Here is a 15,789-nt window from a genome sequence, read left to right on the forward strand (position 1 = left end):
ATTATAATGGCTATATTTTGTCAAAATTTAAAGTTATCAAAAAAAGATTTAAATATTTGATATTTATTGTTTATTTTTATTTTTCAATTGCTTGATATTAGGGAAACAGGCATCTCGTCAAACACTACGTACTTAATCTTTCCGGCAAGATATTCAGCCCAACCGTTCAACTTTGAATAACTGGTGATAATGACATCGGGTGCTGCTTCACCCTCTTTGTGCAATGGATAAGGCGATGCTTTCTTTAGGATGTGACATTTTAGGTGCGGAGCAAAGCGTTCAATTTCATTCTTAATTTGCATTGGAAGATGTGTCATTGTCACAAAAAGCGCCGGGAGCGATTCAGGTAGAATCATCGGACATATTCCACTCGCTGTTTTGCCAAGGCCCAAATCATCCCCCAAGAGCAAACCTTTAACATTAAGTAGTAGATCTGCAGCTCCTCTTTGATACTCATATGGAGGCACAGCAAGATCAAATGTTTTGATCGGACGTTTATAGTCCATCACATCCAAAATATCTTCTTTTAGCGACACATAAGCCTTAGATTGCGCTTTCATGTATTTAAGATCATCAACACGCATTGGATAACGTTCAATAAACCAAAGTAGGTCGTGACAATTAGACGGCGTATCGCTTAACTCAATAAATTTTGATGCATGTTGGCTGACTTTTGGGAATACACGCTTAAGTCGTGTTTTAACATGTGGTTCACATTCAATGTGCCAGTTTTTTTCTTGACGAGAAATGGTGCCGTAAGATTTATACATTAGAAGACCCCCACTAAAATACGATGGCGGTAAATAAATTTATTGTTCAGTTGGATTGGAATGTTATTCACCCAATACGGTGTACCAACCACATAGAGCGCTTTTATGCTGTCATGGCTTAAATAACGATTGATCTGACGCAATAATGCGTTACGTGCACCATCTATTTTTAATTCAACACCCACCTTGCCGACATCAAGCTCAACAGTAAAATCAATGATGTCTTTATTTGATAGACGAACCTCACGTTCATACGGAATCTCATTGGCAATAAACATTTGCTCAATCGCGAGTTGTAAGTCTTTTTCGTTATAAAAACGGTATTTGTGTGAAGAAAACAGAATTCCAAGCTCTTCAATCGTTTTCATTCTGCATCCCCTTGGTCAGCTTTAGCAGCCTTTTTGTTTTTCTTCACCTGGCTTTTATCAATGGATTTTGACGGTACCAGTTCAACTTCACATTCAGTACACGACAATCTAAAAGTAGGACTACACGTTGCACCACGGCCACACTCAGGACACGCAAAAGATGCCCTAGTCTGTTTCTTAGGCTCAGGCTCTTCAAAATTGGCTGAACCAAGCTCTTGATAGAGTGTTTCACCGATCATAGTTTCTTTGAGTACAAAAAACTCGTTATCATCGCCGTTTGGTTGTTCACCCTTATAAAGTTTAACAACCTTAGGTTCTGGTATTGGTTGGTCGTCATCATCTAGCGGATCTTCATCAAAAGCCGTTGGATAATAACCGCCAAGGTTTGCAGCGGTATTTGATATGTCGATTAGTCCGATCGCTACATCAAAGGGATTCATTGTAGTGGGAGTCGGTTCCTCAACTGGCTTCTCTTTTTTAGGTGATTTCAAAGCTGAATTGATTTCATTGCCAAGTAAGGCAATATGAAATAGCTTTGGAGAAGCAGTCGGAATGGACTCCAACAACTGCACTTGCTCTTGAATCATTTCAAGACTGGAAATCGTTTTGGGTGCGTACTTGTCATACCATTTGATGATACGCCCTTCATCGACAAGCTCATTGCACACTTGAATAAACAAGCCATCAGGTACAACGATTTCGGTCATCTTCTCGCCTGTCGTGCGACCTTCTTTTGTGCCGTCATCAGTCATAATCAAACCGATCTCAAGCATAAATGTCGCAAACTCAGCATTGTGATATGAGCGTTTAGATGGCTCACCACAAATGCTTTGTTTCATATGACACATCTCATGTGCATAGCATTTAAAAATGTTAAGCAATGGTTGGGTGCCAAAGTAATCAGGGTTAAGGGCCAGTTCGTGCGTATACGCCGTATCATCTTCTGTCGAAGCAAATCTATTCTCAGACCAATAACCGGTATTTTTGTTGATACGTTGAAGCGTAATCAAACAATCTGGTAATTCATTTTTGAATAGCCTTTCATTGAAACGGTCATACACCAACTGCAGTTCTTCATAAAACTGCAACGTAGTTCTATTCTTTATGTTCATTTTTCAGTCGTCCAAACAGGATCAAACTAGGTGTGGATTGTACAAAACAACGCTTAAAGTTTACGCACAGCTTAAAATACAGTCAATAGTTTAAAATAATCAGCAAAGCATATATTTTTTCTCTGTACACGACAAAAATAGATAACTCATTGAAATAATGTCACAATAATTGTTTTCTAACGACGAATACTATGACACATCTCAATGAGTTATATCTTATCTTAAACAAATCTCTAAAATGGAACAAGTCACATTTAAAGTGCTTTGCGCTCATCATGCTTGTGATTATTTTAAAGCAAACATGTAATCTTTCTTCTGCATCTAAAGCCTTGCCCATCAAGTGCTTACCACAATCATTTTATCGACGTATGCAGCGCTTCTTTGCAGGTCAGTATTTTGATTATCGTCAAATTTCTCAGTTGATTTTCAATATGTTTTCATTCGACCAAGTGCAACTGACTTTAGATAGAACCAATTGGAAATGGGGAAAACGAAATATTAATATCCTGATGCTCGCAATCGTTTATCGTGGAATAGCGATACCTATCCTTTGGACATTGCTTAATAAACGTGGAAATTCAGATACGAAAGAGCGTATTGCTTTGATTCAACGCTTTATAGCCATTTTTGGTAAAGACCGTATTGTGAATGTGTTCGCAGACAGAGAGTTTATCGGTGAGCAGTGGTTTACATGGTTAATTGAACAAGACATCAACTTCTGCATTCGTGTTAAAAAAACTTCATTGTCACCAATCATTTAGGAAAGAATCATAAAATTAGTGATTTATTTCGCCATCTTAAAGTTGGTCAAATTGAATGTCGTAAACGACGGATTTTGGTTGGTCGGGTGAAACTATATATAAGTGCACTACAGTTAGAAAATGGAGAGCTTTTACTCGTCGTTTCTCCTCAGTTTAATGCCAATGCTATTCAGGATTATGCATTACGCTGGGAAATTGAAACCTTATTCAGTTGTCTCAAAGGACGCGGGTTTAATCTTGAAAATACGCGCTTGACAGACCCTAGACGAGTGAAAAAATTGATTGCGGTGTTAGCTATAAGCTTCTGTTGGTGTTACTTAACGGGTGAATGGCAACATAATCAAAAAAATGAGTTTTCCAAAACTTATAATGCCGCGGAACGTCATACCATTCGTCAGCATGTATTGCGTATTCACCGTGATATGAAACAGCAGGCTGATGAAGAACAACTTAAAGCTTCGCGTTTGAAGTTGTTTAACTACATTCAGCAAGTGGCTTTAATTTCAGATAATTAAGTCATTTAGACATAAAAAAGCGACCTTCAAGGTCGCTTTTTTATGTGAGAATATTTGCTTGTATAGACTGCTGAATGTTTAGCTAAACTCGCCCGTTGCACGCTCTTTGGCCCAATCACGTAGGACAAATTTCTGTAACTTGCCTGTCGACGTTTTTGGAATTTCTGTAATCACTACATCTTTCGGGACTTTAAAACGTGCCAGATGTTGCTTACAGAATTCAATGATTTCCTCAGGCGTGGTTTCTTTACCTGCTTTGAGTTCAATAAATGCACAGGGCACTTCTTGCCAGCGAGGATCGGGTTTTGCGACCACCGCAGCCGTTAAAATAGCAGGATGTTGATAAAGAATTTCTTCAACTTCTAATGATGAAATATTCTCGCCTCCAGAAATGATCACATCTTTAGATCGGTCAGTAATTTTGGCATAGCCATCGGGTTGGCAGACTGCAAGATCGCCTGTATGAAACCAACCACCAGCGAACGCTTCTGTGGTCGCCTCAGGGTTTTTGAGGTAGCCTTTCATCACAATGTTGCCACGGAACATAATTTCACCCATAGTTTGACCATCATGCGGTACAGGTTGCATCGTGTCTGGATCAAGGACTTTCATGCCATCTTGCAGTGGGTACGGTACACCTTGGCGTGAGTGCAGCTGCGCTTGTTCTTGAATCGATAAGTCTGACCAACCTGCTTGAGAGGCACAAAGCGCAGAAGGACCATAGGTTTCAGTGAGACCGTAGACATGGGTGACATTGATACCAATATGACGCATGCCTTCAATGATTGCAGCAGGAGGTGCAGCACCTGCCACCATTACTTCGACGCGGTGTTCAAAGTGAATCCGTTGCTCTTCAGGGGTGTTGATCAGCATTGATAACACAATCGGCGCACCGCAGAAATAATCGACTTTGTGCTCAGCGATGAGTTTAAAAATGAGTTCAGGGTCAATTTTACGTAAACAGATGTTGGTGCCGCCATTGGCTGCCATGGTCCATGCAAAGCACCAGCCGTTACAGTGAAACAGTGGTAGGGTCCACAAGTAGGTCGCACGAGGTGTCATGCCACAAGCAATGATGTTACTGGCTGCATTGATATAAGCGCCACGGTGGTGATAAACCACGCCTTTGGGGTTGCCTGTGGTGCCAGAGGTGTAGTTAAGGCTAATGGCATCCCATTCATCTTGAGGTAAATGCCATTCAAAGTTGTCATCGCCTTCGGTTAACCAGTCTTCATACTCGATTTGCCCAATCGGGGCTGTAAAACAGTTTTCGTACTCAGCATCATCTACATCAATCACGAAAATATCGCGTCCGACCAAAGCCAAGGCTTCTTGTGCAACCGATGCAAACTCTGGATCCACCAATAAGACTTTGGTTTCTGCATGATCAAGCATAAATGCGATGGTTTTGGCATCTAAGCGCGTGTTCAATGTGTTGAGGACAGCACCTGCCATTGGGACTGCAAAATGTGCTTCGATCATTGCAGGGACATTGGGCAGCAAAACAGAGACAGTATCGTTTTTTGTGATTCCCAGTTTTTGTAATTGTGAGGCAAATTGGCAGCAGCGAAGGTAAGTTTCACGCCATGAAATATGGCGGTGCCCATGAATGATGGCATCTTGATGAGGGTAAATATAAGCAGCTCGTTCTAAATAACGTAGCGGTGACAAAGCCACAAAGTTTGCGGGGGTTCTTGGTAACTCATCATAAGCACTCACCATGTTGATCACTCCAAATTCAGTATTATTTTTCCATTGATTAAAAGATATCTCTGTACACGACAAAAATAGATAACTCATTGAAATAATGTCACAATAATTGTTTTCTAACGACGAATACTATGACACATCTCAATGAGTTATATCTTATCTTAAACAAATCTCTAAAATGGAACAAGTCACATTTAAAGTGCTTTGCGCTCATCATGCTTGTGATTATTTTAAAGCAAACATGTAATCTTTCTTCTGCATCTAAAGCCTTGCCCATCAAGTGCTTACCACAATCATTTTATCGACGTATGCAGCGCTTCTTTGCAGGTCAGTATTTTGATTATCGTCAAATTTCTCAGTTGATTTTCAATATGTTTTCATTCGACCAAGTGCAACTGACTTTAGATAGAACCAATTGGAAATGGGGAAAACGAAATATTAATATCCTGATGCTCGCAATCGTTTATCGTGGAATAGCGATACCTATCCTTTGGACATTGCTTAATAAACGTGGAAATTCAGATACGAAAGAGCGTATTGCTTTGATTCAACGCTTTATAGCCATTTTTGGTAAAGACCGTATTGTGAATGTGTTCGCAGACAGAGAGTTTATCGGTGAGCAGTGGTTTACATGGTTAATTGAACAAGACATCAACTTCTGCATTCGTGTTAAAAAAACTTCATTGTCACCAATCATTTAGGAAAGAATCATAAAATTAGTGATTTATTTCGCCATCTTAAAGTTGGTCAAATTGAATGTCGTAAACGACGGATTTTGGTTGGTCGGGTGAAACTATATATAAGTGCACTACAGTTAGAAAATGGAGAGCTTTTACTCGTCGTTTCTCCTCAGTTTAATGCCAATGCTATTCAGGATTATGCATTACGCTGGGAAATTGAAACCTTATTCAGTTGTCTCAAAGGACGCGGGTTTAATCTTGAAAATACGCGCTTGACAGACCCTAGACGAGTGAAAAAATTGATTGCGGTGTTAGCTATAAGCTTCTGTTGGTGTTACTTAACGGGTGAATGGCAACATAATCAAAAAAAAGCGATAAAAATAAAGAAGCATGGACGACTCTCAACGAGTTTATTTCGCTATGGTTTAGACTATGTTCAAATGGCGATTCAGCGTTTAATTGGTTTTGGGAAAAAAGAAGAGTTTAAGGAAATTTTGGCAATTTTAAGAAAGCAGAATCCTGATAGGATAAGGGTTCTGTGAAATTTGTCGTGTACAGAGATATTTTTTAAAAAAAAAGTTTCCAACACAAAAATAAGTATCATGAAAGTGTGGGTTTAATGAATTGTGGTTGATTTTCATAATACGAGTATTACGCTTTTTGAGGGTTTTAAGTATATTATAAGCCACTTTTGTTTAATGCACATAGAAGTTACTTTTAGCGTTTATAAATGCTGAATAATACCCTTATTGTCAATAGGGCTTTATTTAAAGTAATGGTTCTTAATAATGCTGTTTATAGAAAACTGGATATCGAAATGAGTCTGAATAACATAAAACTAACAGCCAATTGTTTTGCCCTTACACACCCTGAAAATGAAAAGAACTTGTTCAAGTACATTTTTAGAGAAATGTTTAAACGAAATAAGGTCGAGACATTCTGTTCCGCAAAAGTCATATTTTTTACTGATGGCAAGCACATCTATTTAAGAACGTGCGTATCGGACGTCAAAATCCCAATGGCCAAAGAATACATTGAAATTTCGCACGGTCAGCAAATCACTGGAAAAATCATGGTTCCTCTTAACCGAGAGTGTAGCTTTAACCGTCAAGAAATTGAAGAATACATTTCGGTCCACGGCGAAAAACCCAAAGGCAATTCAGGTAAGAAGCGTAAAAATCTAACTGCAGATGAAGCAGCCGAATTCACCAAAAACGCTCTTAGTAGCAAAGGTCTATTGGATGTCACTATAATTGAGCAACAATGTGGACCACAGCTCAGTATTTTGAATATTCCAGTCCAGACCAGAGATATTTCATTTAGTGCGACTGTTGGGGATTTAGAGCTATTTAAAACAGCATGGCTCAATGGTATTGGTCGTGATAAAAGCTACGGCTTTGGAATGATCCGCTTAGATGGCACTTTGTTTACACCGCCTTGTAATAATAGTGCTCACGCCTAATCGAAAGGACTTTTAAAGTCCTTTTTTAAACGAATTTTTTCAGATATTGATCTGATGTAGATCCTGGTTACTCAACATGAGAAATAAAGATTTAGATCCAAAGATAGGAATACCGCTTAAAGTCATCACAGCGCGATTAGAGCATGTGAAGTTTAACCTCAATGGCTTAATGAAACGTGTAGAAGCTTATGCGATCGCACGACAAAACAGTAAAGATCCGCACGAATGCCTAATCAGTGGTGATGAATGGACATATGCTGCACTAGATTGTCGAGATCCTATCTGGCGTGAACGAATGAAACGCACCAGTACCATTATGGGTGTTCAAGCCACTGGCCAAGAAATCCCACTCTCATTTATCAATCAGCTACCTTGCAACATTGGTGAAATCATTACCCTTGGCTCATGGAGCCTAACCAAAAATATTTATCGGTTTGAAGATCAAGTCATTCAAATGCTTGTGAAGACCGAATATAACCGCAGTATCCCCGGATTCCTATTAAACCTACCTGATATTGCGATCTACGTTCAAACAGATAACGCCAACCTCTATGTGCAAAATGAACAAGTGGTCGGTGTTATTTTTGCGAAAAACACGTTAAACGATCGCAAGGTGCTATTTACCACGGTATATACCGATACTGGCTTAGCAAAAACCATTACCATGCACTTCCCTGATGATGATGATTTTGAATCAACTGTTGAGGACTGCATGACCGATTTCATTGATACGTTTTTTGATGAAAAGAACTTGCCAGATGAACAAGAAATTAACACGTTCATGGAACTGCAGAAGAAGCTAATCAATTTGATTCTATGGTTCAGCCAAAAAGAACCAGATCTCAGACCATTAACACCAGAAACAACACAAGCCAAGCCTAAATTAGAGCTGATTAAGCGTGAATTGCGTTTATTTGAGGCTAATAAGTACAAGCCGACTATTGTTGGTACCGAAACAAATAAAAAGATCAATGAAGCGATCCTAAAGCGCGATGAAGATCTAAAGTCTGGCAACTACAAAGGTACCAAAAAACCACATCCACTGATTCCTCACTGGAACTTTTACTGGTTGGGCAAACGTGGTACCAAAGAAAAATGGGTTAACCATTGGATACCATTTCAGATTGTTGGCGGTGTGCCTAAAGAAAAAGCCACCTAAAAATAGAAAGAGCCCTAAGGCTCTTTTTTTTGGGTTGGTCAAACAAGAATTTCTTTTTCGTTTTTATCTAGATTCATGCTTAAACCTCTTAATAAGCTCACTCGATAATTTTTTCCAAAAGAAATTATTAGCGGATTTTATATATTTTTTAAGAAAAGTTTTTGAGTACTTTTATTTATTAAAATTGAATTATTAAGCAAGGAGTTATAAAACATGGCTAAATCAATAGACCAGTTATGGAGTGAATTACAGCAGATTCAATTTGATGAATCTAATTCCCTACCATGCGAATTCCATATCTGGAATAAAGGTGCATATCGCTATCAGATCCTAGATTGGTTTGAAGCAAATTCTGAAAATGGCGTATTAAGCTTGCAAGGCAAAACCCATAAAACCTTATGGGAAGAGTTTGGCAACACCCCGATAAACAATGATGATGAAATCGAAGAAGACTTTCATCTATGGGGCAAGGGTACAGACCGCTTTATTATCTGGCACTGGTTTGATGCCCAATTAGAACACGGTGTAATTAGCTTAATTGAGAAAGGAGTTGCGTAATGGGATTATTTACTTGCCATCACTGTAATAGTGATATTGATACTAACGATAAAAAGTCTGGCCATCAGGTGAATGATGTAATTCAAGAAACCTTTTGTTCTGTTGACTGCAGTATTGAATATCTGGTGCATAACTCACAAAAGATTGCAGTAGATCAATACGGTAGTTTGCCATTAAGCAATGAAAACCTGAATGAATTCATTGAAGCATTTTCAAATGAGGGTGTTGAAGATGATGTCTTAGAACACATCAAAGCTGAACTCTGTTAAGTAGTCGCGCAGCTGCTCTAAACAACACTGACAATGGCATTTAAAAAAAGGGCTTAAATCAATTAAGCCCTTTTCATATTTATACGATAAGAAAACTTTCTAATGTTTTACCAGATTCAATCTCACGATTTAACCAGGATGGACGTTTACCACGACCGGCCCACACTTCTTTGTGGTTATTCGGGTTGCGATATTTAGGATCTGCTTTAACCACTGGCTTTTTATTTAATTTACGATTTTCGCCGTGCTCATTTAATTCAAGAATAGTTAAGCCTAATTCTTTTGCGATCTCAAACATTTTGAGATAACCATCATCAAGGTTCGTATTCTCTACTACAACAATTTGGTTTTGTGCCTTTTTAATTAGGCATTCTAACTGGTCTTTACTTAGGTTTTCAATTTCCATAACTAAACTCGAAAAGTTGGTTATATCAAATATACATCAGTGCGTTTTGTTTACAACCGCATACGGTGAATTTAATTGATTAAAATATTCAACTTATTCCATGGCTATTCTAATTTTTAAGCAAAAATTATTCCCACTTTAAATTCATTAAACTAAAAATACATTCAACCTGTTAGGTAAATTAATATGTACAAGTATCTCATGATGAATCTTGCGATTAACGAAACATCAGCACTACCAATTGGTATCCGTATTTGTGATTTTAATATCGGCTTATATGTCTCTAAGAAAATTTCAGAAGTGCCAGTTTTGATGGCATTTGTTAATTACACCCTGTTTAAGTATTCAAGCTATGAGAGTGAAGAACTTGAAGACATTAAAACCTTATTAGAAGAACATGATTTTAAAACTCGCTATGACTCTTGGGAAATCAGCGGTGATTCTTTTTACGTTTTGGGTTTTAAAGAAATTACAAAAGACGAGTTTGAGTTATTGCAAAAACTTGACCTGTTGACCGTGGTAGACGAATACAACTACCACCATAAACTTTTGTCGAGTCATGGTGAGCATAAGTTTGACGAATATTTCAAAGACTTTAACGAGTCTAAAGAGCAAGAAATCTTAAAAAGGTTTAAAGACATTGCGTTCAATTTAAAAACTGACGACTCATTAAACACAGTGTTCGCCCAAGACGTTATAGAATTACTGACTACCTACAAGTTTGGTACAGCTTTAGAACTAATCGACAGTAATCACAGCGATATTAGAAACCGTTTCTACTATAGCCACACGCTTGAGGGTGACTTTGCATCTGGAGCAATTCAGGTCATTATTTCAAATTATAAAGAAACTGGCGTTAAAGAGCCTTACACAGTGGTTGAACCTTTAAATATAGAAATCATGCTTGAAGAAGAACAATGCTTTGATGATGAATATGCAAATCTACTGACTGAATGCCAGTATGTATTAAACCTCATTAAAACCGACTTATACACCAACACTTTTGAATAAACCAAGCCTTTAAGAGAGAAATCTCTTAAAGTTGCGCTTAAAAACGTAAACGATGTTTTTTTAATTGATTAAAAAAGGTTTTTTATTTTTAGCGCTGCAATGGCGCTCGTCATTATTAATTCTTTCTTGATGCTTAAATAAGTATTTTTTAAAAAAACTTTATCCGTTCATATTCTTAATATAATGAAACCTAATCAAGCAAATAGCTTAAAATTTGGAGAAAGCTCATGAATTTAAACCCTAATTTTTGCCCGATCGATTTTAACGAAGTTCACGGCGGTACTGACAATTTACCTTTGTTTTTGGTTAAAGCGTCACGCCAGGATTCTAACGATGACGAGCATAGTGAGTATTTCTTCATTCGTGCACCTCATGAGAACCGTTTGGCTTTCTTCCTTGCCCACATGTTCAAATCACATGTAGATAATGCCCTTTTGACCTTGGAAAACTTGGCTGAAGAAAATTATCAAAATATCCCTGAATTGGAAGAGTTGATGTCTTCATATGGTGTGATTGATGGCGTTGGCGAGGATACGCTTTTTGATTTCCGCGTTAAGGAACTCACACTTGATAAAGCGCTGGAGCTGGTCGAATTCATTGAAATTAACCCACTCAATACTGATATTGTGGGTTCACTATTCTTGGAGGCACTTTAATGAATAGTAGCTTTATCTTAATTAATGAAGCTATGGCGCCTATTCGTAAGAATATGGCGCTTTTGGAAACCCTGTTATCTATGATCAGTACTGCAGATCAAGACCACGGCGACCAAAGCCCAAGCTTCCACATTAATATCCATGCTGGTATTGAATTGCCTGATCATGAAATTGCATATACCACTTTAAAAGGTTTTGCAGAGCTGACCGAAGATCATAATCTTTGTATCTATATGAATCCTGAGCTGTCAGAAAATGGCTTTATGTTGCTATCCACTCAAAACGTGGTACCTGATTGCTATGACAATTCTATCTTTGTAGATCTGTCGAATCAGTTATGCAACTTCTTCAATCAAGAAGTACAGCAGTTAAACGATCAAGCGCAAACGGCGTTAAAGCTGTTGTTACAGCATAAAATCAATGGAACAGCGATTCGCACGTTCAACCCTGAACAATTGCAGATCTTACAGAAAATCGCTGCATTAGATAGCTTCATGCTCGATGACCAGCGCGATTGGTTTTACTTTTCCGAAGTGACCATTGATAACGCCTATAAAGACATGAAAAAAGGTTTAGAACTGTTGGTTCTCAACGAAGATATTAAGGATGCACTTAAACAGCTACTTGATGCAAACAACATGGAGTTTTGTGATTTACCAATACTCGTGGTTTTGTATCCCCTACTGGTTAAGTCTGAAGAAAATAACGAACTGGTACAGGCTTGCTTAAGTCATCTCATTGGCAACAACTTAATCAATGAGCCGTTTATTGCTGGTGTACAACTTGAAGCTGGTGCATTTAATAGCGAAATGAACACCTATACTTTATTGCCACACATGAAAGCAGTAAAAGAATTGCTGATAGATATTGAAGCAGATCTCACAAAAGTTTAACCGTTTTACCTGAGCTCATTGCTCAAAACCTTGGAGTTGTTATGGATACTATTGTTCGCGTTAAATCAGTTGGTGTTTTAGGTCTATCATCTAAAATCACGACATTTGTAATCGACATCGAGCTTGATGGCGGTAAATTAAAAATTGAAGATCAATTGCTTCATTTTAAGAATACTTTACGTACAAGCTATCGAGAATATGATGAAAGTTTAGCGATCGTAAACAATAAGGCTATACTTTCCAATTTAGACAATGCAGTAAAACCAAACGAATTGCATGCTTTAGTTGATGATTATATCGACTCAGTTTGGGTAACAGATGCCAATAAAAACACCACTCAACAGCGCCGTGCGTCACTTGGTTTGCACAATCCAACGATAAAAGACAAAGGTGTTTTGAAAGAAGCCCTTTTAAGTGAAGTGAAGTTAGCCTACAAAAACTATATCAATCAGAACGTAGAAGCCTGATCAGATCGGAAGTATGTTGCGACCAGCATACTTCTTTTTTTTTGAACCTTAGCCTAGAATCATCCAATATCATCGCTTCATACCAAGAAAATCATGCCATATCTCATATATTTAATGTTCCTTGCGTTTGCAAGCGCCGTAATTTTAGTGAAAAAGGCTTATGGTCTTAACATCCAATTATTTGCAATGGGGATTGTCGTCATCATTGGACAATTGGCAATTTTTTGTTTTATCAACGCAGCGATTAACATCAACAATGAAAAACAACATCGCAATGCCGTCAAAACCTTGCACTATGGCGCTTCATTTTCATTAATTGTGGTCACTACACAGGTCTATTTATATAAGTATGTGTTGCACAAACAGGAATATTTGACCATGGCAATTTACTTTTTAGGAACGTGGTTTGCAATCACCCTTTTAGACTCAGTGTTTAAGTTGATCAAAGTTGGTATTTTTAATAGCAAGAAAGACAGTGCTGAAGTTGTGAACTCAACGCGTAAAGTGACGGTAATTACATTAGCGATCTGTATGTTTGGGTATTACTTATTTAGCAAATATGCATTAAACATTAACGTACTAAACTAGACATCTTGTAAGGAAAACCGCACCTAATACACAAGCGCAATAACCAGCAAAAAAGAACATCCTTTTAATTATTGCGCTAATCTTTTCCGTCACAGCACTGTTATAAACAAAAAACACAATCATAAACATTAAACCGATCGTGCAGGCGAATAAGGTAAAACCAATTAAATAAGTAAAAGCAAAGTCAAAGTTTAATACCACTGGAAAACCAATAGATACAGCCATTAAAGCTATTGTACTTGATGCATTCATATCTTAAAGCCCATCTAGCAACTGGCTTAATCGTAGCGATAAATAAGGTTTAAAACTGAAACTTTATGATTGAGATTGGTCAATGCACATTACCAAAATGTGCTTGGTATATACCAGAAAGCAAAGAACCAGACGCAAAACGCCTGGCTCTTTAAAATTGAAAGGTGAATAAAAAAACACAAAACACTTGAACGCATTTCTTATTCAAGGTCAGTTTAATTAGATTTTTTGCCCTTGTCTATGTAATGTAAAAGTGGACAGCATTAAAACAATCTATATTTTTTGAAAAAAGTTTTAAAAATGTACAGTGAAATATAATGAATGTATGAGCTCAATGCTCACCATTTGGAGAAATTATATGAACTTTGAAATCTTATCTAAAACAAAAGTTGTCGGTCTACAAGAAGATTCTCTCACCTCTTTTCAAAATTTTATGTTAGAAAATATTGCATGGGATGGTAATCCCCCCTAAAAATAAAAGGATGTAAAAGTAGAATTTTCTCTTAAGATCAAAGCAGGAGATTCTGCATGAAAACATCTAAATTTACTGACAGTCAGATTATGTCTATTTTGAAACAAGCGGAGTCTGGCACGCCTGTTGCCACCCTTTGCCGTGAACATGGTATGAGTAATGCGACTTTTTACAAATGGCGGGCTAAATATGGCGGCATGGATGCCTCATTAATTACTCGATTGAAAGAACTAGAAGCCGAAAATGCCAAGCTAAAAAAGATGTATGCTGAAGAGCGGCTTAAAGCTGAAATCATTCAGGAAGCCATGTCAAAAAAGTGGTAAAGCCATCTTGTCGTCGTCAGATGGCACAACAAGCCGTTGGTGATCATGCCGTCAGTATTCGTTTGGCCTGCCGTGCATTTAGTATCAGTGAAACCTGCTACCGTTATCAGTCCAAATTGAACGATGACAATGCACTGATTGCAGAACAATTGATTGAACTCACCGAAGAAAATACAGATTGGGGCTTCGGGCTATGCTTCTCTTATCTACGCCATGTTGAGAAGTGTGGTTGGAATCATAAGCGTGTTTACCGTATTTACTGTGAGCTGGCACTGAATCTGCGGATCAAACCAAGAAGACGATTAAAACGACATGTACCTGAACCATTGAAGGAACCAACTCATCCAAATCAAGTATGGTCATTGGATTTTATGCATGATCAGTTAAGTGATGGACGAAGTTACCGTTTGCTTAACGTAATTGACGACTATCGACGTGAGGGTTTAGTGATTGAAGCAGGTTTTTCACTGCCTGCACTGCGCGTCATTCGTACACTTAACCAATTGCTCGAATGGAGAGACAAACCGCTTGTGATTCGCTGCGACAATGGACCTGAATTTATCAGCCACGAATTCGTACGTTGGGCAGCTGAGCATGGTATCCGTATTGAATATATTCAACCAGGCAAGCCACAACAAAATGCTTATATCGAACGATACAATCGTACAATGCGTTATAGTTGGGTGAGCAAACATTTGTTCGATACATTGGAGCAAGTACAAGATTATGCAACACAGTGGTTGTGGCACTACAATCATGAACGACCACATCAAGCTAACGGAGGCAAACCACCTTTGATGGCTGCTTAACCTCTACTTTTAAATTCAGTTATTTATGGGAGGATTACCGGATAGCCAAGTCCGTGCTGATTATTACCAGTCAAATAAGAATACTGTACTGCTGGAGCTACCAGTACGTTTACGCCGTGACATTCAAATCGAAAACATCAACGGCGCTTTAGATGCACAAGTTAATTTTGAGCTGATCTACAAGCAAGACCAAGGCAAGTTGGTATCTTCATTGGTCGTTGATACGCAGTACTTGTTATGTATAGATGATCAGGATATTGATCTTTGGTCAATCGACAGCGAACTCAGTTTCTTACAAGAAGCTGACCGCAATCACCTTAAGAAGCTTATGCGTCATTGCGATGATCGTTTCCATGCGTGGATGCGCGAGATTAAGTCTTACTTCAATCGTTTGACAGTACAGCCGTTGCATCTTGATATGCAGATCAAAATACGCAAGATCGTAGGCTATACAGCGGTGCTACCTAAGACCTTTCCATAAGGTTTTAGGTGTCAGTATAAAAACAAATAGACCGCAATTAAGCGGTCTATTTGTTTTTGCCTAAAAC

18 protein-coding genes and 1 pseudogene are annotated in these 15,789 nt (G+C 38.1%); 13 read left to right on the plus strand and 6 right to left on the minus strand.

The genetic code is table 11. The features are described from left to right. Positions 1-83: 83 nt before the first annotated feature. The 3 genes from DJ533_RS00820 to DJ533_RS00830 are packed head-to-tail and all read right to left on the minus strand — an operon-like array spanning position 84 to position 2,250. Complete coding sequence (locus tag DJ533_RS00820; RefSeq protein WP_228716456.1) at positions 84-770, minus strand: DEAD/DEAH box helicase; 687 nt, start codon at positions 768-770, stop codon at positions 84-86. Further along, on the minus strand, positions 770-1,138 hold the full coding sequence (locus tag DJ533_RS00825) for a hypothetical protein (RefSeq protein ID WP_005006108.1): 369 nt from the start codon (positions 1,136-1,138) through the stop codon (positions 770-772). The genes DJ533_RS00820 and DJ533_RS00825 overlap by 1 nt, the downstream gene beginning before the upstream one ends. Continuing rightward, a complete protein-coding gene (locus DJ533_RS00830; RefSeq protein WP_005028515.1) occupies positions 1,135-2,250 on the minus strand; it encodes a SprT-like domain-containing protein in 1,116 nt (371 codons plus the stop codon). Before DJ533_RS00830 ends, DJ533_RS00825 begins: the two co-directional genes overlap by 4 nt. A 191-nt stretch (positions 2,251-2,441) precedes the next feature. Here DJ533_RS00830 and DJ533_RS00835 point away from each other — a divergent pair. Next, positions 2,442-3,358, plus strand: a pseudogene (locus DJ533_RS00835) (IS4-like element ISAba1 family transposase); the annotation flags it as partial. A 246-nt stretch (positions 3,359-3,604) separates the two neighbouring features. Here the strand turns inward: DJ533_RS00835 and DJ533_RS00845 are convergent. Beyond that, positions 3,605-5,248, minus strand: a complete 1,644-nt coding sequence (locus DJ533_RS00845; RefSeq protein ID WP_065995444.1) for an acyl-CoA synthetase — start codon at positions 5,246-5,248, stop codon at positions 3,605-3,607. A 119-nt stretch (positions 5,249-5,367) separates the two neighbouring features. Here DJ533_RS00845 and DJ533_RS00850 point away from each other — a divergent pair. From DJ533_RS00850 to DJ533_RS00870, 5 genes are all read left to right on the plus strand, one after another. Then, positions 5,368-6,458 (plus strand): IS4-like element ISAba1 family transposase gene (locus DJ533_RS00850; protein ID WP_089024811.1). Its coding sequence is split into 2 segments (ribosomal slippage): positions 5,368-5,908 and positions 5,908-6,458, totalling 1,092 coding nucleotides; the frame shifts between segments, so codons are not numbered across the junction. 188 nt (positions 6,459-6,646) lie between these two features. Further along, a complete protein-coding gene (locus DJ533_RS00855; RefSeq protein ID WP_063454684.1) occupies positions 6,647-7,378 on the plus strand; it encodes a type I-E CRISPR-associated protein Cas6/Cse3/CasE in 732 nt (243 codons plus the stop codon). 76 nt (positions 7,379-7,454) lie between these two features. Further along, positions 7,455-8,537, plus strand: coding sequence for a hypothetical protein (locus DJ533_RS00860; RefSeq protein ID WP_065995442.1), 1,083 nt, complete (start codon positions 7,455-7,457; stop codon positions 8,535-8,537). A 213-nt stretch (positions 8,538-8,750) separates the two neighbouring features. Then, positions 8,751-9,095: a hypothetical protein gene (locus DJ533_RS00865; protein WP_005006095.1), complete on the plus strand. Its 345-nt coding sequence runs from the start codon at positions 8,751-8,753 to the stop codon at positions 9,093-9,095. After that, positions 9,095-9,364, plus strand: a complete 270-nt coding sequence (locus tag DJ533_RS00870; protein WP_005028520.1) for a hypothetical protein — start codon at positions 9,095-9,097, stop codon at positions 9,362-9,364. The genes DJ533_RS00865 and DJ533_RS00870 overlap by 1 nt, the downstream gene beginning before the upstream one ends. Before the next feature lie 79 nt (positions 9,365-9,443). Here the strand turns inward: DJ533_RS00870 and DJ533_RS00875 are convergent, their stop codons facing one another. Next, a complete protein-coding gene (locus DJ533_RS00875; RefSeq protein WP_005006087.1) occupies positions 9,444-9,770 on the minus strand; it encodes an H-NS histone family protein in 327 nt (108 codons plus the stop codon). Positions 9,771-9,956: 186 nt separating this feature from the next. Between DJ533_RS00875 and DJ533_RS00880 the strand changes: the two genes are divergently transcribed. From DJ533_RS00880 to DJ533_RS00900, 5 genes are all read left to right on the plus strand, one after another. Continuing rightward, entirely contained in the window at positions 9,957-10,781 is an 825-nt protein-coding gene (locus DJ533_RS00880) for a hypothetical protein (protein WP_065995441.1), read from the plus strand. A 227-nt stretch (positions 10,782-11,008) separates the two neighbouring features. Continuing rightward, entirely contained in the window at positions 11,009-11,437 is a 429-nt protein-coding gene (locus DJ533_RS00885) for a hypothetical protein (protein ID WP_005006083.1), read from the plus strand. Further along, positions 11,437-12,330, plus strand: coding sequence for a hypothetical protein (locus tag DJ533_RS00890; RefSeq protein ID WP_005006080.1), 894 nt, complete (start codon positions 11,437-11,439; stop codon positions 12,328-12,330). The genes DJ533_RS00885 and DJ533_RS00890 overlap by 1 nt, the downstream gene beginning before the upstream one ends. 41 nt (positions 12,331-12,371) lie before the next feature. Beyond that, on the plus strand, positions 12,372-12,797 hold the full coding sequence (locus DJ533_RS00895; RefSeq protein WP_005006077.1) for a hypothetical protein: 426 nt from the start codon (positions 12,372-12,374) through the stop codon (positions 12,795-12,797). 93 nt (positions 12,798-12,890) lie between these two features. Continuing rightward, entirely contained in the window at positions 12,891-13,385 is a 495-nt protein-coding gene (locus DJ533_RS00900) for a hypothetical protein (protein ID WP_005006076.1), read from the plus strand. Here the strand turns inward: DJ533_RS00900 and DJ533_RS00905 are convergent. Next, complete coding sequence (locus DJ533_RS00905; protein ID WP_035272626.1) at positions 13,377-13,637, minus strand: hypothetical protein; 261 nt, start codon at positions 13,635-13,637, stop codon at positions 13,377-13,379. The genes DJ533_RS00900 and DJ533_RS00905 overlap by 9 nt on opposite strands. A gap of 528 nt (positions 13,638-14,165) precedes the next feature. Between DJ533_RS00905 and DJ533_RS00910 the strand changes: the two genes are divergently transcribed. Continuing rightward, positions 14,166-15,241, plus strand: a protein-coding gene (locus tag DJ533_RS00910; RefSeq protein WP_087548153.1) for an IS3 family transposase whose coding sequence is annotated in 2 segments (ribosomal slippage) — positions 14,166-14,418 and positions 14,418-15,241 — 1,077 coding nt in all. Because the reading frame shifts where the segments join, the coding sequence is not laid out codon by codon here. A gap of 25 nt (positions 15,242-15,266) precedes the next feature. Further along, a complete protein-coding gene (locus DJ533_RS00915; RefSeq protein ID WP_228716458.1) occupies positions 15,267-15,722 on the plus strand; it encodes a hypothetical protein in 456 nt (151 codons plus the stop codon). The last annotated feature ends 67 nt before the right edge of the window (positions 15,723-15,789 follow it).

This window comes from Acinetobacter defluvii (assembly GCF_001704615.3).
GTDB classification, from domain to species: domain Bacteria; phylum Pseudomonadota; class Gammaproteobacteria; order Pseudomonadales; family Moraxellaceae; genus Acinetobacter; species Acinetobacter defluvii.